We start from the raw sequence: 20,082 nt of genomic DNA on the forward strand, positions 1-20,082 counted from the left end.
CCGCACACACGAGATCAATGAACTCAGTGCGAGTATTCGGCGGAAACAACTTGACCATAAAACGCTCCAATCACTAGAGCGTTGCTACGACCATATGACTTTGCCGCGGGTTCTCGGGCCGAAACTCACGACTCGGCGGCCGAAACTCACGGGTCGATGGGGGGAACTCACGGTTCGGTGACGGCAGACCAGGTCTTCGCCAACCGGATGTCGTTAGGCGCGCTCGAAGATGGCCGCGAGTCCCTGCCCACCGCCAATACACATGGTTTCGAGGAGGTAACGGCCTTCGGTACGCTGCAGGTGGCGGGCGGCGGTGGCGAGGATACGTGCGCCGGTGGCGCCGACCGGGTGGCCGAGCGAGATGCCCGAGCCGTTGACGTTGGTGCGGGCCCAGTCTTCCGGGGTGAAGTTCCACTCCCGGCTGACGGCGAGTACCTGCGCGGCGAAGGCCTCGTTGAGTTCGATCAGGTCGATGTCGGCCAGGGTCAGGCCGGCACGCTCCAGCGCGAGCTTCGTCGCCGGCACCGGGCCGAGGCCCATGCGGGAGGGTTCGACGCCGGCCCGTGCCCAGGACGCGAGCCGCACCAGAGGGGTCAGGCCGAGCTCGGCCGCCCGCTCCGGGGTGGTCACGATGCACGCGGCGGCCGCATCGTTCTGCCCGCTGGCGTTGCCGGCGGTGACGGTGGCGGCGGCATCCGCTTTGCCCATGATCGGTTTCAGGCCGGCGAGGGCTTCGAGGGTGCTTTCGCGCGGGGTTTCATCGACCGAGACGACGATGGGGCCCTTGCGTCCGGGCACGGTGACCGGCACGATCTCGTCCACGAAGCGGCCGTCGGCGACGGCGGCGAGGGCGCGGCGTTGGGATTCGACGGCGAGCTCGTCTTGTTCGACGCGGTCGAGACTGTAGTCGCGGCGCAGGTTCTCGGCGGTTTCGAGCATGCCGCCGGGCACCGGATAGTGGCGTCCACCGGCGGTTTCGCGGCCACGGCCGAGGGCGTCCCGCAGCAGCACCCCGGCGGTTCCGGCCAGGCCCCAGCGGGAATCGACCGTGTAGATGGGGGCCTGGCTCATGACGTCCACGCCGCCGGCAATGGCGAGGTCACTGACCCCCGTCTGCACCTGCATCGCAGCGTCGAGGATGGCCTGCAGACCGCTGCCGCAACGACGATCGACCTGCACCCCGCCGACGGTGACGGGCAGGCCCGCGTTGAGGGCGGCGACGCGGGCGACCGGCGCGGCCTCGGCCGTGGGGTAGGCCTGGCCGAAGATGACGTCGTCGACGACGGCACCGTCGAGGCCGGTGCGTTCCATCAGCGCGACAATGACGGCCGCGGCGAGGTCGGCCGGCGCGACGGTTTTGAACGCGCCGCCGAAGCGGCCGATCGGGGTGCGAAGCGGTTCGCAGATGACGATCTGGCGGAGGGTGGTGATGGTCATGCGGCGGCTCCGTTGCTGAGGATGGTGGTATGGGAGGTGAGGACGGTCGCGGCGACGAGCATCATTCGGCAACGCCGAGCAGCGTCGTGATCGTGGTTGGCGGGGTGGGCACGAGCAGGGTCGCCTCGGTGGCGGCCTGCACCGCCAGGGCGGTGACGCCGGGCGCGACCTCGCGCAGCACAAGCCCCTCGGGAGTGACGTCGATCACGGCGAGGTCGGTGATAATGCGGGTGACGACGGCCTTGCCGGTTAAGGGCAGGTCACAGACCTCTTTGATCTTGAACTCGCCCGTCTTGGTCACGTGTTCCATCACGACGATCACGGTGTCGGCGCCGTCCACCAGGTCCATCGCACCGCCCATACCCTTGATCATCTTGCCGGGCACCGCCCAGTTGGCGATGTCACCGACCACACTGACCTGCATGGCGCCGAGCACGGCCACGTCGATCAGGCCGCCGCGAATCATGCCGAAGCTCTGTGCCGAGTCGAAGTACGCGGCGCCGGGATTGACGGTGACGGTTTCCTTTCCGGCGTTGATGAGCTTGGGATCGGCCTCACCATCCCACGGGTAGGGTCCGACGCCGAGCACCCCGTTTTCGGAGTGCAGCACGACGTGCACCCCCTCGGGCAGAAAGTTCGGAATGAGGGTCGGCAACCCGATGCCCAAATTGACATAGGAATCGGGGGCGAGCTCCTGGGCGGCGCGGGCCGCCATCTCATTACGCGTAAGGGCCATCAGTTCGCTCCAATTTCAGACGAAGGCCGCGGCCGCGTCGTCGTTTTCTCGATCGGCAGGTCGGCGGCGTCCACCGCGCCGAGCTGCACGATGCGGTTCACGTAGATGCCGGCGAGGTGCACCTCGTCCGGGTCGATCTGCCCCGGTTCCACCAGTTCGTCGACCTCGGCGATGGTGATCCGGCCGGCCATGCCGGCGACCGGGTTGAAGTTGCGGGCCGATTTCTCGAACACCAGGTTGCCGTGCCGGTCGCCCTTCGCGGCCCGCACCAGGGCATAGTCGGTGACGATGGCCTCTTCCAGGACGTATTCCTTCTCGCTGCCGAGCGAAGAGAAGCGTCGTGTCTCCTTCGGCGGCGATGACACCGTCACCTCGCCATCCGGGCCGTAGCGCCACGGCAGTCCGCCGTCGGCGACCATGGTTCCGACGCCACTCGCGGTGTAGAACGCGGGAATTCCGGTGCCGCCAGCCCGCAGCCGTTCGGCGAGGGTGCCCTGCGGCGTCAGCTCGACCTCGAGTTCACCACCGAGGTAACGGCGAGCGAAGTCCTTGTTCTCGCCGATATACGAGGCGATGACCCTGGCTATGCGGCCCTCCCGAAGGAGTTCGCCGAGCCCCCAGCCGTCGACGCCGCAGTTGTTCGAGGCGACGTGCAGGTTGGTGCTGCCGAGGGCGAGCAGCGCGCGAATGAGCACGATCGGCACGCCGACCAGGCCGAAGCCACCGACGGCGAGCGAGGCCCCGTCGGGGATGTCAGCGACGGCGGCCGCGGCGGAGGGATAGGTCTTGTCCATGGTGCTTGGGTCCTTTAGCTCGGCCGAATGGCGGTGTCGTCGGGCGTGGTCGCGTCGGTATCGGGTTCGGTGGCAGCCGCATCGAGCCCGGCGAAGGTCTCCCGGGCCACGGCGAACGCGGCGTTGGCGGCGGGTACGCCCGCATAGATAGCGGTGTGCAGGATGGCTTCGCTAACCTCGGCGCGGCTCAGCCCGTTGGTCAGGGCCGCGCGCACGTGCATCGCGAGCTCGCCCTCATGCCCGCCGGTGACGAGCGCGGCGATGGTCAGGAAGCTGCGAGTACGACGGTCGAGCCCCGGCCGCGTCCATACTTCGCCCCAGGCATAGCGCGTGATGAAGTCCTGAAACACCGCGGTTTCGGGGGTGATCGCAGCCGTGGCCGCATCGACGTGCATATCGCCGAGAACCGCGCGACGCACGAGCACGCCGTCCGCATAAGCGGATGCCGCGGTGCGGTCAGCCGATAGCGGCTCGGCCGAGTCGCTGGGTCGCCTTGCGGACGAGTCGCCCGCAGAAGCCCCCGCGGCTCCGGCCCGGGCCGAAGCGCCGGCCAGCCATTCCCCGAGCAGTGCGCCGACCTCGATCGGCTGCTCGAGCGCCGGCAGGTGCGCGACCCCGGCGATCTCCACGGCACGGGCGCCGGGAATGCGCGCCGCCAGCTCCTGCAACTGCACGGTCGGTGTCACCGTATCGAGTTCGCCCGACACGCACAGGACGGGCGTGCGGATAGCGCTGAGTGCATCCGTTTGATCGAAAATAGCGAGCGCTTCACAAGCGAGCGCATAGGATTCGTCGTCGATGTCGAGCAGCGCATCGAGCGCGTTTGATCCGGCCTTGGGGTCGCGACCGAGAAAGTCGGGGGCGAACCAGCGACTGGCGCTGCCGATAATGAGCGAGGGGGTGCCGCTCGCGCGTACGCCGGCGGCTCGATCGGTCCAGGCCTCCGCGGTGCCGATTGTTGCGCCGGAGCAGAACACCGCGAGGCTCGTCAGGCGGCTCGGGTGGTTCACAGCCAGGGCCAGGCCGATGGCCCCGCCGAGCGAGATTCCGGCGTAGTGAAAGCTGTCGACGCCGAGGGAGTCGACCAGGCCGACGACGGCGTCGGCGATCTCCTCGATCGTGAACTCTGCGGTCGCACGAGGACTGAACCCGTGCCCGGGCAGGTTGAAGCTGAGTACCCGGTGGGTCACGGCGAGCGTCGGCACGACGCCGGCCCAGAGGTCGGCCCAGAGGTCGGCCGTGGTGCCGAGCGAGGGGCCGAGAACGATGAGCGGCGCGTTGGCGTCGCCGGTCGCGGCCGGCTCGATGGTGCACAGGATGACGGGCTGGCTCATGAAATCCTTACGTCTTTGTTGGAGTGGGCTGCGCCGGTGCCTGCTTCGACCATATCGGTTGCGGCGGCTGCCTCGGCACGCCGCTTCACGGCATCCGCTCGCTGCCGGAACGCGCGCACGACGCGGTCGATGCCCGCCGCCGACTGCCCCGGCTGGCCCTCATAGTCGAAGGCCGCCCAGATCTGCGCGCGCAGTTCGTCGGAACAGCCCTCGGCGATGAGGATGCTCGCGAGCACGACCTGCAGCGGCCGGTTGGTCACGAAGGCCTCCTGCGAGGCGCGCTCGACCAGCGAAAACGCGGTGGTCTTGCCGACGGTCTCGGCCAGAATTGTGGTGACCCGTTCGCTGAACAGGAGTCCGTCGGTGACGTCGAGGTTAGCGCGCATGCGCTCCGGGTCCACGTCGAGGCGAGCGACGCGGCGCCGGTCACCGCCGAGATCGTGAGCCGTTCGAGCACACGCAGCGACTGCCATTCGGCATGCCGGGCCCCGCTCGGCCGCTGGTCTTCGGCGAGCATGCTGCCATAGAGAGTGGATGCCAGACCCGGCGTTTGCAGCGCAGCCGCCGTGATCAGCACGGCGGACACCGGGTTGCGTTTGTGCGGCATGGCGCTGGAACCACCCTGGCCGGGAGCGAGACGCTCGCTCACCTCGGCGATTTCGGTGCGTACGGCGAAGTTGCCGACCCCGCCGCCGAACTGCACGGGCAGGGTGTCGCGGTTGTCCTGGCTGGTCGCGCCGACGTGAATGTGGTCGGATGCTCCGGCCCTCACCTTCTCGGCGGCGCGGCCGAGGTGCTTCACGAACGGGATCACGGGGTTGCCGCCGCCCCTGGCCTCGACAGCGATCGCACCGAGGTCGAACTGGCTCGCGTCCCCGAGTGCATCGCAGACCGCGAGCATCCACTCGGGGGCAAGCTCGACCTCGACGAGCGCGCGGGTGAGGGCGAGCTCGGCGTCCCCCATTGCCTGCAGCCACGTCTGGTCGCGGGTCAGCTCGGATTCCCGGCTGCCGTGGCTCAGCGGGTTGAGCAGCCCGGCATCAATGCTGTGGTCAGGCATCAAAGTCCAAAAAAACGGTCTCGTTCTCGCCCTGCACGCGAATATCAAAGCGGTACGACTCGGCTCCCCCGACGATTCCCTCTGAGACGCAGATAAGCGTGCTGCGGCGGTCGACCGGAACCGCGCTGAGCACGGCGTCGGTCGCGTGCAGCACGGCGTCCTCGGCGAAGTAGGCCCGGGTGAAGAGAGGTGGTGCGTGACACCGCGCGCGAACACCGTCACCAGGATGTAGGGCGCTGCTGAACCGGCTGCACCGGGCTTGACCGTCGTGAAGGTGTAGTTGCCAGCGATCGTGGTCGCACCCCGGCCGAAGCCGGTGAAGGTGAACCCGTCGCGGTCGATGCTGCCACGGGAGCGGCTGAGCACGCCGCTCCCGTCGGCCTGCCAGATCTCGAGCAGGGCGTGAAGAATCGGCTCGCCGGCGCCGTCGGTGACGGTGCCATGAAAGCGGATGGCGCGGGGATGGTACCCGGGGACCAGCTCCGGCCCGCCCGCAAAGGGCAGGGCGTAGCCGTAGAACGGGCCGATCGTCTGCGACGGGGTCTGCAGAGCATGCTTCTGCGGGGTGGTGGTCTGCACGGCGGCAGCTACTTCGGCAAGGTCAGTCATGGGCTTCTTCGCTTTCCATCCAGGTGAACTTGGGTCCGGTTAGCACGATGTCCCAGGTGTAGCCGAGCGTGAACTCGGGCACGCTCAGGCTGTGGTCGTACTGCCCGATCAGGCGGGCGCGGGCATCAGCTGAGGCAATCGACTGGTAAATCGGGTCGAGCGCGAACAGCGGGTCACCCGGAAAGTACATCTGGGTAATCAGACGCTGAGTGAACGCGGTGCCAAACAGCGAAAAGTGAATGTGCGCTGGGCGCCACTCATTCACGTGGTTCTTCCACGGGCACGTCCCGGGCTTGATCAACGCGGTGAGCGCGCTCGCGAGCTGGGTGACGTCGGAGATGGCCGAGTTGAGACCCTTCGCGCCGGTCGGCGGCACGATGTGGCCGGCGTCGCCGACCAGAAACACGTTGCCGTAGGCCAGGCGGGAGACCACGAAGCTGCGCATCGGGGTGATCGATTTGTCGGTGATCGGGCCTTCGTTCAGGGTCCAGCTGGGCGTGCCGAGCCGGGCGTGCAGCGCCTCCCGGATGCGCCCGTCCGACCAGTTCTTGATATCGTCGGCCGGGTCGACCTGCAGGTAGAGGCGGGAGACGACCGGCGAACGCATCGACAGCATCGCGAAACCGTCTTCGTGCAGCGCATAGATCAGCTCGTCGGAGGCGGGTGCAACGTCAGCGAGGATGCCGAGCCAGGCGTAGCGGTAGCTACGGTCGAACAGGGTGATTTCTTCGCTGGGAATCGACGCCCGGCAGATGCCGTGAAAGCCGTCGGCGCCCACGACGAAGTCGGCGTCGATGGTGTGGTGCTCGCAGTCGTGCACGAAGGTCACGCGCGGGGTCGACCGTTTCGGTCGTGCGGGTGCCGCCAACGAGCTTGAGCCAGCCGCCATCTCCTTAGACATGCGGGCGATCCCGGTCAGGCGAATTTCCGCCAAACGCTTGCGCACCGCCTCGGGCTCGGTGACCGTGCGCGGCAGAAAGCGCTCGAGGCTCGCGGCGAGATACCGCTGCACCACGTCCGGCGGAGCGTGCGCCAGCAGCACCAGCCCCACCCCGGTCGAGCGCAGCGGTAGGCGAGCGCCGACCCGCGAGATCAAGCGAATCGAGTGGTGGCCCGAGAGCATTTCCAGGTACAGAGCGTCGCGCTCGTCGAGGATGGCGAGGTGCACGTGTTCCCGCGTCGTCTCATACCGGTCTTCCAGGTAGGGCAGCGCGATCGTGCGCAGGTTGCGGGCGGTCGGCGTCTGCACCCCGAGCTCCCACAGTTTCATGCCGAGCGAGTCCTGCCCATTCTCGTGCTTGCTCAGGCCGCCCCAGCTCACCCACTCGGCGACAGGCCGGTGCGTGGTGGAGAGCGGCAGGCCAGCACGTTGGGCAATGGCCGTCAGGGTCAGGGTGAGCGACGTCGCCCCGGCGGGCGCTGCGAACGCGTCGAGAATGGCGAAGAGCCTGGCCGCGACGGAACGATCGTCGACGGGGAGCGCAAGCTCCCCCTCGGGTTGCCGAGACCGCGCGGGTTTTCCTGACATCGATCCCCACGCGACTCGAAACCGGGGCTTCACCGAACTGGAGTTGTGTCGTGCGGGCCGAGGCCCTGCCGCCGTTTTCGTGGAGCGTGCGCCGCTGCGCTTTTACCTCGCAGATATGATTTATCTGAACCTCGTTGCCAACGCGCGCTCGGGACAATCTGGTTGCAATGCACGGTGGCATCTGAAAAGGGGGAATCATGACCGGGTTGCAGGAACGGCTGCTGCAACCAGCAGACGCGGTGACCTGTCGAGAGATTGTTCTGGACTTCTGGGTCGACCCCGAACTCGTATTCCTGCGTCTCCTGAAGTCTGAGAAAAACGCCTTTTGGCTTGATAGCGGGTTCGAAGCAGAGACCGGGGTGAGCTACCTGGGATTGCCCTCGCCATCGGCCCCGGTGGTCACGGCGTCCGGCGCCGGCGACACCGTCCTCGTCTCGGGAGTGGGCACGAGCGACAGGTTCGAGGGCTCGATCTTCGACCTGCTCCGGCTGACGACCACCAGTCGCGGAGCCGGCCCGGTGGCTGACCCGGTGGCTGACCCGGCCGACGGTCTGCGGATCGGCTGGGTCGGGTGGCTGGGTTATGAACTGGGGGCCAAAACGGTGGGGTCGCCGCGTCACGCGTCTGCCCTGCCCGACGCTGCCCTGATGTGGGCCGATCGCATTATCGCCTTCGACCACCGCGCGTCAACCATGTCCCTCCGCGTCCCCGCCGGGTCGCCGACAGCAAAGCTGTGGGTCCGGGACGTTCAGGCGACCCTCCTCTCCCTGGTCGGAAGCACGGTACCGCCGCTCCCGGAAGTCGGGCAGCCGAGGAAGGCCTCGCTACGTCATACCCACGCGGAGTACGTCGACCTGGTCGAGCAATGCCGGGATGCCATCACGGAGGGTGATGCCTACCAAATCTGCCTGACCAACGAGATCACCATCGAGGGAGCCCTGGACCCGGTCCAGACCTATCACCGGTTGCGTCGCCTGAACCCCGCACACCATGGAGCGTTGATCCGTTTCGCCGACTTCGCGCTGTTGAGTTCCTCCCCTGAGCAGTTCCTCGAGGTGTGCCCGGACAAAACGATGACGACCCGACCGATTAAGGGTACGCGTCCCCGAGGCCGAACATCCGAAGAAGATGCCGGGCTGATCACCGAGCTGGCCGGTCATCATAAGGAGATCGCGGAGAACGTGATGATCGTGGATCTCATGCGCAATGATCTGGGTCGGGTGGCCGAAACCGGCTCGGTGCAGGTCCCCGATTTACTCCGGGTCGAATCCTACCAAAACGTGCACCAACTGGTGAGCACCATCTCGGCGAAGATCGACCCAAGACTTACCTGGGTCGACGCCGTTGAGGCATGTCTGCCGGCCGGGTCTATGACCGGAGCGCCAAAACACAGCGCGATGAGCATCATCGATCGACTCGAAGGCGGTGCCCGGGGACCCTACGCCGGCGCCTTCGGATACATGGGGGCAGACGGTCGCGTCGACCTGGGCGTGACCATTCGAAGCCTCGTAATTGGACCGACGACGACGACCATCGGCGCGGGTGGCGGCATCACCGTTTGGTCGGTAGCTGAGGAAGAGTACGAGGAAACGCTGCTCAAGGCCGCGCCGCTGCTGGCCGCCGCGTCTGCGGTGATCATCGCCTGACGAGGCCTGTCCGGTCAGGGCCGGCCCGAACTACCTATGCTTATTGTTACCAGCACGACCGAGATGGAAGTCTCCGTAAGTCTTCGCCACGCCGTGCTGGCGCTCCTTACCGTGGAACCGATGACCGGGTACGACCTGTCCAAGGCGTTCCAGGCATCCGTTTCGCACGTCTGGCATGCGTCCGACTCGCAGCTCTATCCGGAACTGCGGCGCATGGAGGCCGATGGGCTGCTGGTCGGTACCGAGGTGCCGCGGGGGCCGCGCCGAATGGCTCGAGAAAGTGCGGGAGATCGACACCGGAACCAGCGCGATGCTCGAAAAACGTCTCGCGCACGCGCCCAAGAGCGAGCACGCGAGCATCCGCGTCTACAAGCGCTACACCTACGAGGGTTTGATCGCGCGGGCTGAGCACGAGATCGAGTGGGCCGAGCGGGGACTCCGGCTCATCGACGAGCTCATCAAAGCGGATTCCGCGCCGCCGACCGCCCCTTGACACGGCCAGCGGGGCCCAATGCTGCACGCGCGGGTGGCGGCGGACGCATCCGCTTGCCGTGTCGTGGGTTGTGACGGGAATTCGTCAATGAGCCACAGAACGAGCCTACGTGCGTGCGCTGTCGTGCCAATTTCGGGCGCACTGGGCCAAAATCGGCACGACCCAACGGCGCGATCACGAGGAGACAGTCATGACCGACACGAGCATCGAAACCGGCAGCAAAGACGACCCGTTGGTGCTGCGCACTCCGCGGGGTCGTCGGAATACCTGATGTATCGCGACGAGACGGCCATTCCCTCGGCCTGGCCGAGGTCGAGCACAACCCGCGCAACAACCGAATGCGCGCGCTCTGACCGCGCTCGCGTTTCGGGCAGATTACAAGTTGAGCCAATATCCCCCAAACAGTTGCAGGGATTGTTGAACAATCATAGGCTGTCTCACAATCAGTGACCGCCGGTGCTGACTCGTATCCCAAAGAAGTGAGCAGCGCCCATGGCCACGTCCGTCACACCCGTCACGCGTAAACTGAAGAAACCCAAGAACAGGCACCGCGGGGCCCTGCTCGGAGCCATGTTCCTCATGGCCACGAGCGCGGTCGGCCCGGGCTTCATCGTGCAGACCACGACCTTCACAGTGCAGCTCGGCGCGGCGTTCGCTTTCGCCATCCTGGTGTCGATCCTCGTGGACATCGCCGTTCAGCTGAACGTGTGGCGGGTGATCGGCGTGAGCGGCAAGCGCGCCCAGGAACTCGCCAACACCGTACTCCCGGGCGCCGGCTGGTTTCTCGCCGCCCTCATCTGCATCGGCGGCCTCGTCTTCAACGTGGGCAACATCGCCGGAACCGGCCTCGGCACGAACGTTCTGTTCGGCATCGACCCGAAGATCGGCGGGCTCATATCGGCCGCCATCGCCATCGCCATCTTCCTGAGCAAGCGCGCCGGCGTGGCCCTCGACAAGATCGTGGTCGTGCTCGGCGCGGTCATGATCCTGCTTATCGGGTACGTGGCGATCGTGTCGCAACCACCGCTCGGTGAAGCCCTCAAGAATGCCGTCATTCCCGACAACGTCGACTTTCTCATCATCACCACCCTCATCGGCGGCACCATTGGCGGGTACATTACCTATGCCGGGGCGCACCGCATGATCGACGCCGGCGTCTCCGGCCCCGAAAACGTGGGCGAGATCACCAAGAGCTCCGTTCTCGGAATCATCATTACCGGTGTCATCCGCGTGCTGTTGTTCCTGGCGATTCTCGGCGTCGTCGCCGGCGGAGTGGCCCTCACCAGTGACAACCTCGCGGCCGAAGCGTTCCAGTCAGCAGCCGGCGACATCGGCCTCAAGCTGTTCGGCGTGATTCTCTGGGCCGCTTCGATCACCTCGGTCATAGGCGCCGCATACACATCGATCTCCTTCGTCACGACCGCGAAGACCTCGCCGCGGGTGCGCAGCATCGCCACCTGCGTGTTCATCGCGGTGTCGGCCACGGTCTTCACCCTGCTCGGCCAGGCCCCGGCTACGCTGCTCATCATGGCCGGCGCCGTGAACGGGCTCATTCTGCCCGTCGGTTTCGCGGTCATCCTCTGGGTGGCGTGGCGCCGCCGCGACCTGCTCGGCGGCTACATCTACCCCAAGTGGCTGCTCGTTATCGGTGTCGCCGCCTGGCTGCTCACCCTGTATCTGGGTTACCGCTCGCTCGGTGGCCTCGCGGCGCTGTGGGCGTGACCGCACTCGACCGGGCCGCTCTTTCGCCCGCCGAAGCCCGTGCGCTCTTCCGCGGCGGACTCGTCACACCGACGGCGGGCTGGTCGAGCGGATTCACCCAGGCCAATCTCATCATCGTGCCGAAAGAGCAGGCCTTCGACGTGCTGCTCTTCGCCGAGCGCAACCCCAAGCCGTGCCCGATTCTCGGGGTGCTCGAGGCCGGCCAGACCACCGGCCCACTGCTGGCCGGCGGCGACATTCGCACGGACGTCGGCCGTTACACGGTCTACGAGAACGGTGTGCTCGTGGCCGAACCGACCGACCTGACGGCCTGGTGGCGCGACGACCTGGTCACCTTCATCGTCGGCTGCAGCTTCACCTTCGAGGCTGCATTGCAACAGGCTGGCATTCCGATCGCCCACATCGAGCAGGGTCGCAACGTGCCGATGTATCGCACCAACCGGCGCTGCGCATCCGCTGGCAGTATGGCCGGGCCGCTGGTCGTGTCGATGCGCCCGATCCGTGCCGATCGAGTAGCGGATGCCGCGCGCATCACCGCCCGCTACCCCGCCGTGCACGGCGCCCCCGTACACAGTGGGGATCCGGCCGATCTGGGAATCCGCGACCTCGCCAGCCCCGATTTCGGCGACGCGGTGACAGTGCCCGACGGCTTCGTGCCCGTGTTCTGGGCTTGCGGCGTCACACCGCAGGCGGCCGTGATGGAGTCACGTCCGCCACTCGCGATCGGCCACGCCCCCGGCCACATGCTCATCACGGATGCCCGCGACTCCGACTACCTCGTGCCGTAGGCCCGCTGGGCGCCGGTTTGCGCAAGCGGATGCCGCGTCGCTGCCCTAGCGCGCGCGTGCGCCTCGAGCAGCTGTTGCTCGGCCCGGCGCAGGTAGTCGACCATGAGCGCGGCCGCCTCGGAGCGCTCCCCCGCCTCGAATTTCGCCAGGATGATGGCGTTGTCGTCGATGTAGGGCGCGTGGAATAGGGGATCGGCCACCATCGAGTGGAACACCAGCCGCATCTCGGCAAGCACCTGCGTCATCTGCGCATTAAGACGGTCGCTTCCGGTAAGCGCGACGACCCCGGCGTGGAAGTCCTGGTTGGCGCTGGCCATGCCCGGCACCGAACCGTCGGTGTGGGCTGACCGGGCACGCGCAATGGCCGCGTGGAGGGCATCCGTTGTGTAATCGGTCGACCAGGTGAGAGCGGCCGGTTCGAGAAAGCGGCGCACCCGGTAGATCTCGCGAATGTCGTCGGCAGTCGGGCGGGTCACGAACACGCCACGGTTGGGGATGCGGGTGACGACGTGTTCGCGGGCTAGGGTGGCGAAGGCCTCGCGCAGGGTGTTGCGGGAAACGCCGAGCACCTCGCACAGCGGTTCCTCCGACAGCTTCGCGCCGGGTGCGAGCTGGCCGGCCGAAATGCGATCGCGCAGCATCGACGCGGCCCACAGGCCCGTTTCGGCGTGGCGCACGTCGACGCTCTGGCGACGCAGGTCGGGGAGGATCTCGTCGAGGGTCATACCCACACAGTATCGACTCTCGCGCTCAAGCCTCGATGGTCGCGACGACGGCGTGCACGGCCACCGCGTCGCCGGGAGCCACGATCAGCCCCACGAGGCGGCCGGAACGGTGCGCGACGACGGTCGATTCCATTTTCATGGCTTCGAGCACCAGCAGCGGCTCGCCCGCGGCGACCGTGGCGCCAGCGTCGACGAGCCACTTGACCACGGTGCCGCTCATGGTGGAGCGCAGCTCGGCTGGATCGGTCAGCTCGATCGGCGCTGGCGCCACCGGCCCGCTGCCCTGCGCAAAACCTGCCAGCAGGTTCTCCGGCAGGCCGAGGGCCACCCGGCGCCCGTCGAGTTCGATCGTGATCGTGCGGCGAGCCAGGGCCGGGGCTGCCGGCATGAGCGAGGAATCAGCGGCAATCTGCTCGGCGAACTCGGTTTCGATCCAGCTCGTGTACACGCCTAGCCGATCAGGCCCAATGAACGCGGGCAGGTTCACCACCGCACGGTGAAACGGCAGCACGGTGGGCAGGCCCGCGATCTCGAACTCGGCGAGCGCCCGGCGGGCCCGCCGAAGGGCCTGGGCCCGGTCGGCGCCGGTGACGATGAGTTTGGCGAGCAGCGAATCAAATTGCGGAGCCACCGCATCACCAGAGCGGATGCCGGCATCAACCCGAATTCCCGGCCCGGTCGGCACGGTGAACGCCGTCACTGTGCCCGGTGACGGGAGAAATCCGCGGCCGGGGTCTTCGGCGTTGATACGGAATTCGAAGGAGTGGCCGTGCGGCACCGGGTCGTCGGCGACCGGCAGCGGCCCGCCGGCGGCGATGGCGAGCTGGGCGAGCACGAGGTCGACGCCAGAGGTCTCTTCGGTGATCGGGTGCTCCACCTGCAGGCGCGTGTTCACCTCGAGAAAAGAGATACTGCCGTCGTCGGCCAGCAGGTATTCCACGGTACCGGCACCGATATACCCGGCCTCCCGGCAGATGGCTTTCGCCGAGGTATAGATGAGGTCGCGCTGGTCCGCGGTGAGAAACGGTGCCGGCGCTTCCTCGACAAGCTTCTGGTTGCGGCGCTGAAGCGAGCAGTCCCGGGTGCCGACGACGATCACGGTGCCGTTGCCGTCGGCCAGAATCTGCGCTTCGACGTGGCGGGGCTTGTTCAGAAAGCGCTCCACGTAGCATTCGCCGCGCCCGAACGCCGCAACGCTCTCGCGCACGGCGGAGTCGAACGATTCCTCGATGGCGTCCAGCTCCCAGACGACCTTCATGCCCCGGCCGCCGCCGCCGAACGCCGCCTTGATTGCCACCGGCAGACCGTGCTCCTCGGCGAAGGCGCGCACCTCGGCCGCGGTCTCAACGGTGCCGTTCGACCCCTCCACGAGCGGAGCACCCACCCGCACGGCGATCTCGCGCGCCGAGACCTTGTTGCCGAGCAGCCGAATGCTCTCCGGGCTCGGGCCGATCCAGACCAGCCCGGCGTCCTGCACGGCTTGGGCGAAGTCAGCGTTCTCCGACAGAAATCCGTAGCCGGGGTGTACGGCGTCGGTACCGGCGCGGCGCGCGATGGCCAGCAGTTTCGGCACGTTCAGGTAGGTGTCGGCCGGGCTGTTGCCGCCAAGCGCATAGGCCTCGGTGGCCAGCCCCACGTGCAGCGCGTCGGCGTCGACGTCGGCGTAGACGGCGACCGAGTCGAGCCCAGCGTCGGAACAACCGCGAATGATGCGCACGGCGATTTCGCCACGGTTGGCGATGAGTACTTTCTGCACAGGTCAGCTCTCGTTCGAAGGAATTGATGTGGTCACAAAGCGGATGCGCGCGCCCGTTACGAGCTGCGCCGCGCGGTCGAGGTCGGCGTGCAGCACCACGCCGAGCACCGGGTAACCGCCGGTGACCGGGTGGTCGGCGAGGAACAACACCGGAACGCCCGAGGCCGGCAGCTGGATGGCGCCGGAGACGGTGCCCTCGCTCGGCAGTTCGCCACCGTGCGCCCGCTCGAGGGCCGGCCCATCCAGGCGCAGGCCGATGCGGTTGGACTGCGCGGTGACGACCCAGTCGGTGCGGTCGAAATCGGCGAGGATGTCGGCACTGAACCAGTCGGCGCGCGGGCCGGGAACGTAGCGCAGCACGGTAACCTCCGCGGGCGGGGCCGGCGCGGGTTCGGCCGCCCCGACCACGCTCGTCGGCGCAGCCGGCAGCACCGTCAGTTCGGTGCCGGCAACGAGCGGCGCCGGACCGACGCCGGACATGGAGTCGGTCGAGCGGCTACCGAGCACGAGCGGCAGGTCGAAACCGCCGCGTACGGCGAGATAACTGCGCACGCCCCACAGCGGGGCGCCGAGGGTCAGCCGTTCGCCGGTGTGCAGCGCGAACGGGGCGTCGGTGGGTACAACGCGGGGTGCGGCATCCGTTCTGCTGATCGTGATGAGAACGGATGCCCCAGCCACGGCGAGCACCTGCTCGGTGCTGGCGTCGAGTACGAGGCCGCCGAGGGCGTTTTCGAGCACTGCGGCGGAGGCAGGGTTGCCAACCAGTCGGTTGGCGCGGCGCAGGGCTCCGCGGTCGAGGGCGCCGGCGCCGGCCACGCCGAGGTGGGCGAGGCCGGGGCGGCCGAGATCCTGCACGGTGGTCTGCGGCCCGGGCTGCACGACGACAAGGTCGGCGGGCAGGTCGGCTGGCGCCGTCGGGGCCGTCGGCGCGGCCCGCACGAACTCGTGCACGGCCCGAAATTGCACCCGGTTACCGGGCTGTAGCAGGGCCGGCTGATCGCGGTCAAGGCTCCACAGGGCGGCGTCGGTGCGGCCGATCAGCTGCCAGCCACCGGGAGTGACCCGCGGATACACGGCCGAATAGCCGTCGGCGAGCGCCACCGCACCGGCCGGAACGGCCTTGCGCGGGCTGCTGCGCCGGGAGACGGTGAGCCGGTCGTCACCGACGAGATAGGCGAAGCCGGGGGCGAAGCCGCCGAACGCGGCGGTCCATAGCTGCCCGGTGTGCGCCGCGATCACACCGCCGCGGTCGAGGCCGGTGAACTCGGCGACCTCTTCGAGGTCGTCGCCGTCGTAGATCACGTCGATGGTCACGAGCTCGTCCGGCCCGGAGTCGGCGGTGCGCGGCGCGATCGCGCGCAGCCCAGCCGCAAAGCCGCGGGCCGCTGCTGCCGAATCGGCAGTCACGAGCACGGTTTCGGCAGCGGCGACGACGTCGACCTGGCCGGGCAGCGGATGCTCACGCAGCGCCTCATACAGGCCGAGCACCTCACTCAGCCCGCCCAGTTGCACCAGCACGGCCCGGTCGCCCACGGCGCGAATGGATCGGATGGGGGTGGGCATCCGCTAGACGAAACTCGCCACGGAAACGCCGGCGGCCAGCAGCGCGGAGCGCACCGCGGCGGCCAGCCGCACGGCGCCGGGGGTGTCGCCGTGCAGGCAGATGCTCTCTGCCGGCACCGCGATGACCGAACCGTCGACGGCGACGACGGTTCCCTCGAGGGCGAGGCGCACGACCTGCGCCGTGACCGCCTCGACCGAGTGCAGCACCGCGCCGGGCAGCGTGCGTGACACCAGGCTGCCGTCGGGGTTGTAGGCACGGTCCGCGAAGGCTTCGGCCACGGTGCGGAGGCCCGCGGCCTGGGCGGCCCGTTCGATCTCGCTGTTCGGCAACACCATGAGCGGCAGGCACGAGTCGACGGCGAGCACGGCATCAACCACGGCCTGCGCCTGCACCGGGTGACGGGCGATCGTGTTGTAGAGGGCGCCGTGCGGTTTCACGTAACGCACCGCGGTGCCGGCAGCGCGGGCGAGGGCCTGCACGGCGCCGATCTGGTAAATCACGTCGTTACTAAGTTCGGCGGCATCCATCTCGATGAAGCGGCGGCCGAATCCGGCCAGGTCGCGGTAGCCCGGGTGTGCGCCCACCATGACACCGGCGGCAGCTGCAGCAGCGCAAGTGGCGCGAATGGTCGTGGGGTCGCCGGCGTGGAACCCGCCGGCCACATTGACGCTCGTGACCGAGGCGATAATGGCGGCGTCGTCGCCGAAGGTCCAGTTGCCGAAGGACTCTCCGACGTCGCTGTTCAGATCGATGGTTGGCATGGTCCCCGTCTTTCGTTCACCCTAGACTGCCGTATTTCTGTGTATTGTTCAACAATCTCTGTAAAATCAGCCCTGAATCCAAAGGAGTGCGACCTGGCCCGAACGTTCTACACCCCTAATGGGCCTCCCCCATAAGGGGTAGACAGCGAGTGCACTCCTCAATATTGTGTTAATACCTGCGGCAACAAGGTCCGCTGGTTGCGATCGATAACTGGAGTGAAGCACATGATGCGAAGCAAAGTTAGAACCGGCGCCCTCTCGGCGCTTCTGATCGGCACGCTGGTCGGTGCTGGCGGTTTCCTGTCGGCCGGCGCAGCCTCGGCCGCAATCGCGCCCGAGTTGACAGGCACCACCTCGTCAGCGGATGTCGACCGCTGGGTCGTTCCGCAGACCCAACAGGGCGGTGACTACTGGACCCCGGAGCGTATGCAGTCCGCCATACCCGGCGAGGTCCTGGTACAGGACAACGTGGCAGCCGGAGCGATCGGTGCTGTCGCGGCCGGAACCACCTCCCTGGTGTCCCCGCAGGCAGCGGACTCGGACCAGTCGCCCGCAGCCACCCAGGTCTCCCCGATTTCCCACATCGGTAAAATCTTCTTCACCCTCGGCGGCACCGACTACGTCTGTTCCGGCAACGCCATCTCCGCGGCCAACGAGAACACTGTCGTCACCGCCGGCCACTGCGTCAACGAAGGCCCCGGCAATTTCGCCACACGCCTCATCTTCGTACCGGCCTACGAGAACGGCTCCGCCCCGTTCGGCCAGTGGAATGCCACCGAGCTCTACGCTCCCACCCAGTGGAGCAACAGCGGTGATATCAGCTACGACACCGGCTTCGCCATCGTCTCCTCACCCACCGGCACGTCGCTGAGCGACAGCGTCGGCGCGTCCGGAGTCACGTTCAACCAGAGCCGTGGCCTCACCTACACGGCCTACGGTTACCCGGCAGCTGCGCCCTTCACCGGCGAGACCCTGCAGTCCTGCTACGGCACGGCCAGCGCCGACCCCTACGGCCAGACCCAGTCCCAGGGAATCCCGTGCGACATGACCGGCGGCTCCTCGGGCGGCCCGTGGATGATCGGCAGCGGCTCCACCGGCCTGCAGAACTCGGTCAACAGTTTTGGCTACAACAACATCGCGAACACCATGTTCGGGCCCTACTGGGGCTCGGTCATCCAGAACGCATATGTCGCCGCGTCAGCCTGACCCGAGCGGCGCAGACCCGGTTGCCCGGCAGCGCCTCAATCCCGATGCAACCGACTGGCCCGACGCAACCGACTGGGACGACGAACGGATGCACGCGGCCCGGCCGCGCGTCATCCGCCTGAACCCCGACGGGTCGCGCGTGCACGACGCGCCAACCGAGCAATCGGAAGCCGACACGGAGACCCCGCCGCCGGCATCCTGAAACAGGGAAGGCCCCGTCCGAAACTCGGACGGGGTCTTCCCTTGCCGGAAGGCGGCAGCACGCTCCTCCTGCTCATAGCTCGGAGCAAGCTCCCCCTGCTAGCAGCTCGGAGCCAGCTCCTCGACCGTGAAGGCGGCCTCGGTGGTGTCCTCGATGTCCTGCAGGCTCACGCCGGGGGCGCGCTGCCGCAGAACGAGGCCGGTCGGCGTCACATCGAAGACGGCCGTGTCGCTGATGATGCGATCCACGACGCGTACGCCGGTCAGCGGCAGGGTGCACTCGGTGACGATCTTCGGGGTGCCATCCTTGGCGACGTGTTCGGTCAGCACGATCACGCGCGGGGTTCCGGCCACGAGATCCATCGCACCGCCCATGCCCTTGACCATTTTGCCGGGGATGGTCCAGTTGGCGAGGTCACCCTGGCCGGAGACCTGCATGGCACCGAGGATGGCGACCTTCACGTGCCCACCGCGGATCATGCCGAACGAGGTCGCCGAATCGAAGATCGACGCCCCCGGCAGTACCGTAACGGTCTGTTTGCCGGCGTTGATGAGGTCGGCATCTTCCTCGCCCTCCCACGGGAACGGCCCCATGCCGAGCAGCCCGTTCTCGCTCTGCAGCGTCACCTGAATTCCCTCGGGCAGGTTGTTGGCCACGAGCGTTGGAATGCCGATGCCGAGGTTCACGTAGTCGCCGTCGCTCAGTTCTTGCGCCGCGATCGCGGCCATTTCATCTCTGGTCCACGCCATGATCTACTCCCCTGCCTGTACGCCGGCCAGTACGGGCCGACTGCGCACGGTGCGCTGTTCGATGTCTTTGACCCGGGCCAAGGCCTGAACCAGGCGCTGCACATAGACGCCCGGAGTGATCACGTGATTCGGATCGATCTCGCCGGGCTGCACAATAATCTCGGCCTCCGCGATCGTCATAATGCCGGCGGTCGCGACCACCGGGTTGAAGTTGCGCGCGGTAAAGCGGTACTCGAGGTTGCCCAGGGTGTCGGCGCGCCAGGCCTTGACCAGTGCGACGTCGGCGACGATGCCGCGTTCCTGAAGATACGTTTCGCCGTCGAAGTCGGCGAGCGGCTTGCCCTCGGCGATGAGCGTGCCGACTCCGGTCTTGGTATAGAAGGCGGGAATTCCCGCGCCGCCGGCCCGCAACCGCTCGGCCAGGGTGCCCTGCGGACTGAACTCCACCTCGAGCATCCCCGCCAGAAACTGCTCGGCGAACAGCTTGTTCTCCCCCACATACGAGGCGATGACCTTGCGCACCTGCCCGGATTCAAGCAGCACCCCCAGGCCTTTGCCGTCGACGCCCATATTGTTCGATACGACGGTGAGATCTTTCACAGCGGATGCCCGCACCGCGTCGATGAGATCCGCCGGAATTCCGCTGAGGCCGAAGCCGCCGACCGCGAGCACCATCCCGTCGCGCAGGACGTCGTGCAGCGCCTCGCTGGCGCTGGCCTGAACCTTGGACATACGTTCTCCTCATCGAGTTGGTGTCGCGCCTGCCGCAGTGTCCACCTTGTGGACATCGGCCGATATCGTCATGCTATTCAGACCCGATAAGCCCTGTCAAACCCAAGCTTCCGTCGTTTCCACCTCGTGAACAGTAGGATATTAATCATCCACAATATGGACACAGGAGGCGAAATAATCTCTCAACCAGCCGCATCGGACGTGCCGACGCCACCCAACGGGTCGCCAGTGCCGGCCGGG

18 protein-coding genes and 3 pseudogenes are annotated in these 20,082 nt (G+C 67.3%); 7 read left to right on the forward strand and 14 right to left on the reverse strand.

Annotated features, from left to right (window positions below):
• Positions 1-213 precede the first annotated feature (213 nt).
• The 8 genes and pseudogenes from E3O11_RS10395 to E3O11_RS18780 all read right to left on the reverse strand — a co-directional run.
• Complete coding sequence (locus tag E3O11_RS10395; protein ID WP_092451002.1) at positions 214-1,437, reverse strand: acetyl-CoA C-acetyltransferase; 1,224 nt, start codon at positions 1,435-1,437, stop codon at positions 214-216.
• Between the two features lie 61 nt (positions 1,438-1,498).
• Positions 1,499-2,173 (reverse strand): 3-oxoacid CoA-transferase subunit B, encoded by a 675-nt coding sequence (locus tag E3O11_RS10400; protein WP_092451004.1) that lies wholly within the window; start codon positions 2,171-2,173, stop codon positions 1,499-1,501.
• The gene (locus E3O11_RS10405; RefSeq protein WP_092451006.1) at positions 2,173-2,967 is read right to left on the reverse strand and encodes a CoA transferase subunit A; all 795 of its coding nucleotides are present in this window, start codon (positions 2,965-2,967) and stop codon (positions 2,173-2,175) included. Before E3O11_RS10405 ends, E3O11_RS10400 begins: the two co-directional genes overlap by 1 nt.
• Positions 2,968-2,981: 14 nt before the next feature.
• Positions 2,982-4,301 (reverse strand): bifunctional 3-oxoadipate enol-lactonase/4-carboxymuconolactone decarboxylase PcaDC, encoded by a 1,320-nt coding sequence (pcaDC, locus tag E3O11_RS18200; protein ID WP_092451008.1) that lies wholly within the window; start codon positions 4,299-4,301, stop codon positions 2,982-2,984.
• Positions 4,298-4,561: a hypothetical protein gene (locus tag E3O11_RS17650; protein WP_092451010.1), complete on the reverse strand. Its 264-nt coding sequence runs from the start codon at positions 4,559-4,561 to the stop codon at positions 4,298-4,300. Before E3O11_RS17650 ends, pcaDC begins: the two co-directional genes overlap by 4 nt.
• Positions 4,558-5,970: a lyase family protein gene (locus tag E3O11_RS18560; RefSeq protein WP_307725691.1), complete on the reverse strand. Its 1,413-nt coding sequence runs from the start codon at positions 5,968-5,970 to the stop codon at positions 4,558-4,560. Before E3O11_RS18560 ends, E3O11_RS17650 begins: the two co-directional genes overlap by 4 nt.
• Positions 5,963-6,268: pseudogene (locus tag E3O11_RS18775) on the reverse strand (dioxygenase family protein); the annotation flags it as partial. The gene E3O11_RS18560 and the pseudogene E3O11_RS18775, both read right to left, overlap by 8 nt.
• A 6-nt stretch (positions 6,269-6,274) precedes the next feature.
• Positions 6,275-7,498 (reverse strand): annotated as a pseudogene (locus E3O11_RS18780) (FAD-dependent monooxygenase); the annotation flags it as partial.
• A gap of 197 nt (positions 7,499-7,695) precedes the next feature.
• On the opposite strand from E3O11_RS18780, the gene pabB reads away from it, so the two are divergent.
• From pabB to E3O11_RS10445, 5 genes and pseudogenes are all read left to right on the forward strand, one after another.
• A complete protein-coding gene (pabB, locus tag E3O11_RS10430; protein ID WP_092451016.1) occupies positions 7,696-9,144 on the forward strand; it encodes an aminodeoxychorismate synthase component I in 1,449 nt (482 codons plus the stop codon).
• A 120-nt stretch (positions 9,145-9,264) separates the two neighbouring features.
• Positions 9,265-9,351, forward strand: a pseudogene (locus E3O11_RS18565) (PadR family transcriptional regulator); the annotation flags it as partial.
• A gap of 73 nt (positions 9,352-9,424) precedes the next feature.
• A complete protein-coding gene (locus E3O11_RS18570) occupies positions 9,425-9,637 on the forward strand; it encodes a hypothetical protein (protein ID WP_307725692.1) in 213 nt (70 codons plus the stop codon).
• A 492-nt stretch (positions 9,638-10,129) separates the two neighbouring features.
• Positions 10,130-11,359: an NRAMP family divalent metal transporter gene (locus E3O11_RS10440; protein WP_241994698.1), complete on the forward strand. Its 1,230-nt coding sequence runs from the start codon at positions 10,130-10,132 to the stop codon at positions 11,357-11,359.
• A complete protein-coding gene (locus E3O11_RS10445; protein WP_373866162.1) occupies positions 11,356-12,147 on the forward strand; it encodes a putative hydro-lyase in 792 nt (263 codons plus the stop codon). The genes E3O11_RS10440 and E3O11_RS10445 overlap by 4 nt, the downstream gene beginning before the upstream one ends.
• Here E3O11_RS10445 and E3O11_RS10450 read toward each other — a convergent pair.
• From E3O11_RS10450 to E3O11_RS10465, 4 genes are read right to left on the reverse strand one after another with little or no spacing between them, the layout of a single operon-like run.
• Positions 12,132-12,872: a GntR family transcriptional regulator gene (locus E3O11_RS10450; RefSeq protein WP_092451021.1), complete on the reverse strand. Its 741-nt coding sequence runs from the start codon at positions 12,870-12,872 to the stop codon at positions 12,132-12,134. The genes E3O11_RS10445 and E3O11_RS10450 overlap by 16 nt on opposite strands.
• Before the next feature lie 25 nt (positions 12,873-12,897).
• Positions 12,898-14,628: an acetyl/propionyl/methylcrotonyl-CoA carboxylase subunit alpha gene (locus tag E3O11_RS10455; protein ID WP_092451024.1), complete on the reverse strand. Its 1,731-nt coding sequence runs from the start codon at positions 14,626-14,628 to the stop codon at positions 12,898-12,900.
• Positions 14,629-14,631: 3 nt separating this feature from the next.
• Positions 14,632-16,191, reverse strand: coding sequence for a 5-oxoprolinase subunit B/C family protein (locus tag E3O11_RS10460; RefSeq protein ID WP_092451025.1), 1,560 nt, complete (start codon positions 16,189-16,191; stop codon positions 14,632-14,634).
• Positions 16,192-16,194: 3 nt separating this feature from the next.
• Positions 16,195-16,953 carry a LamB/YcsF family protein gene (locus E3O11_RS10465; protein ID WP_092451026.1) on the reverse strand — a complete coding sequence of 253 codons (759 nt, stop codon included), beginning with the start codon at positions 16,951-16,953 and terminating at the stop codon, positions 16,195-16,197.
• A 225-nt stretch (positions 16,954-17,178) separates the two neighbouring features.
• On the opposite strand from E3O11_RS10465, the gene E3O11_RS10470 reads away from it, so the two are divergent.
• Positions 17,179-18,159: a trypsin-like serine peptidase gene (locus tag E3O11_RS10470; RefSeq protein WP_174775300.1), complete on the forward strand. Its 981-nt coding sequence runs from the start codon at positions 17,179-17,181 to the stop codon at positions 18,157-18,159.
• Positions 18,140-18,361, forward strand: coding sequence for a hypothetical protein (locus tag E3O11_RS10475; protein WP_092451027.1), 222 nt, complete (start codon positions 18,140-18,142; stop codon positions 18,359-18,361). The genes E3O11_RS10470 and E3O11_RS10475 overlap by 20 nt, the downstream gene beginning before the upstream one ends.
• Before the next feature lie 98 nt (positions 18,362-18,459).
• Here E3O11_RS10475 and E3O11_RS10480 read toward each other — a convergent pair whose 3' ends face one another.
• Positions 18,460-19,110, reverse strand: a complete 651-nt coding sequence (locus E3O11_RS10480; RefSeq protein WP_092451029.1) for a CoA transferase subunit B — start codon at positions 19,108-19,110, stop codon at positions 18,460-18,462.
• Positions 19,111-19,113: 3 nt separating this feature from the next.
• The gene (locus E3O11_RS10485; protein WP_092451031.1) at positions 19,114-19,842 is read right to left on the reverse strand and encodes a CoA transferase subunit A; all 729 of its coding nucleotides are present in this window, start codon (positions 19,840-19,842) and stop codon (positions 19,114-19,116) included.
• Positions 19,843-20,082 lie beyond the last annotated feature (240 nt).

Origin of the sequence: Cryobacterium levicorallinum, assembly GCF_004402405.1 — a bacterium.
GTDB classification, from domain to species: Bacteria; Actinomycetota; Actinomycetes; order Actinomycetales; family Microbacteriaceae; genus Cryobacterium; species Cryobacterium levicorallinum.

Coding starts and splice junctions, on each gene's coding strand:
- E3O11_RS10480 (WP_092451029.1), bottom strand. CDS start 19,110: ATGGCGTGGACCAGAGATGAAATGGCCGCGATCGCGGCGCAAGAACTG.
- pabB (WP_092451016.1), top strand. CDS start 7,696: ATGACCGGGTTGCAGGAACGGCTGCTGCAACCAGCAGACGCGGTGACC.
- E3O11_RS10440 (WP_241994698.1), top strand. CDS start 10,130: ATGGCCACGTCCGTCACACCCGTCACGCGTAAACTGAAGAAACCCAAG.
- E3O11_RS10405 (WP_092451006.1), bottom strand. CDS start 2,967: ATGGACAAGACCTATCCCTCCGCCGCGGCCGCCGTCGCTGACATCCCC.
- E3O11_RS10475 (WP_092451027.1), top strand. CDS start 18,140: ATGTCGCCGCGTCAGCCTGACCCGAGCGGCGCAGACCCGGTTGCCCGG.
- E3O11_RS10395 (WP_092451002.1), bottom strand. CDS start 1,437: ATGACCATCACCACCCTCCGCCAGATCGTCATCTGCGAACCGCTTCGC.
- E3O11_RS10470 (WP_174775300.1), top strand. CDS start 17,179: ATGATGCGAAGCAAAGTTAGAACCGGCGCCCTCTCGGCGCTTCTGATC.
- E3O11_RS10450 (WP_092451021.1), bottom strand. CDS start 12,872: ATGACCCTCGACGAGATCCTCCCCGACCTGCGTCGCCAGAGCGTCGAC.
- E3O11_RS10485 (WP_092451031.1), bottom strand. CDS start 19,842: ATGTCCAAGGTTCAGGCCAGCGCCAGCGAGGCGCTGCACGACGTCCTG.
- E3O11_RS10400 (WP_092451004.1), bottom strand. CDS start 2,173: ATGGCCCTTACGCGTAATGAGATGGCGGCCCGCGCCGCCCAGGAGCTC.
- pcaDC (WP_092451008.1), bottom strand. CDS start 4,301: ATGAGCCAGCCCGTCATCCTGTGCACCATCGAGCCGGCCGCGACCGGC.
- E3O11_RS10460 (WP_092451025.1), bottom strand. CDS start 16,191: ATGCCCACCCCCATCCGATCCATTCGCGCCGTGGGCGACCGGGCCGTG.
- E3O11_RS10465 (WP_092451026.1), bottom strand. CDS start 16,953: ATGCCAACCATCGATCTGAACAGCGACGTCGGAGAGTCCTTCGGCAAC.
- E3O11_RS18560 (WP_307725691.1), bottom strand. CDS start 5,970: ATGACTGACCTTGCCGAAGTAGCTGCCGCCGTGCAGACCACCACCCCG.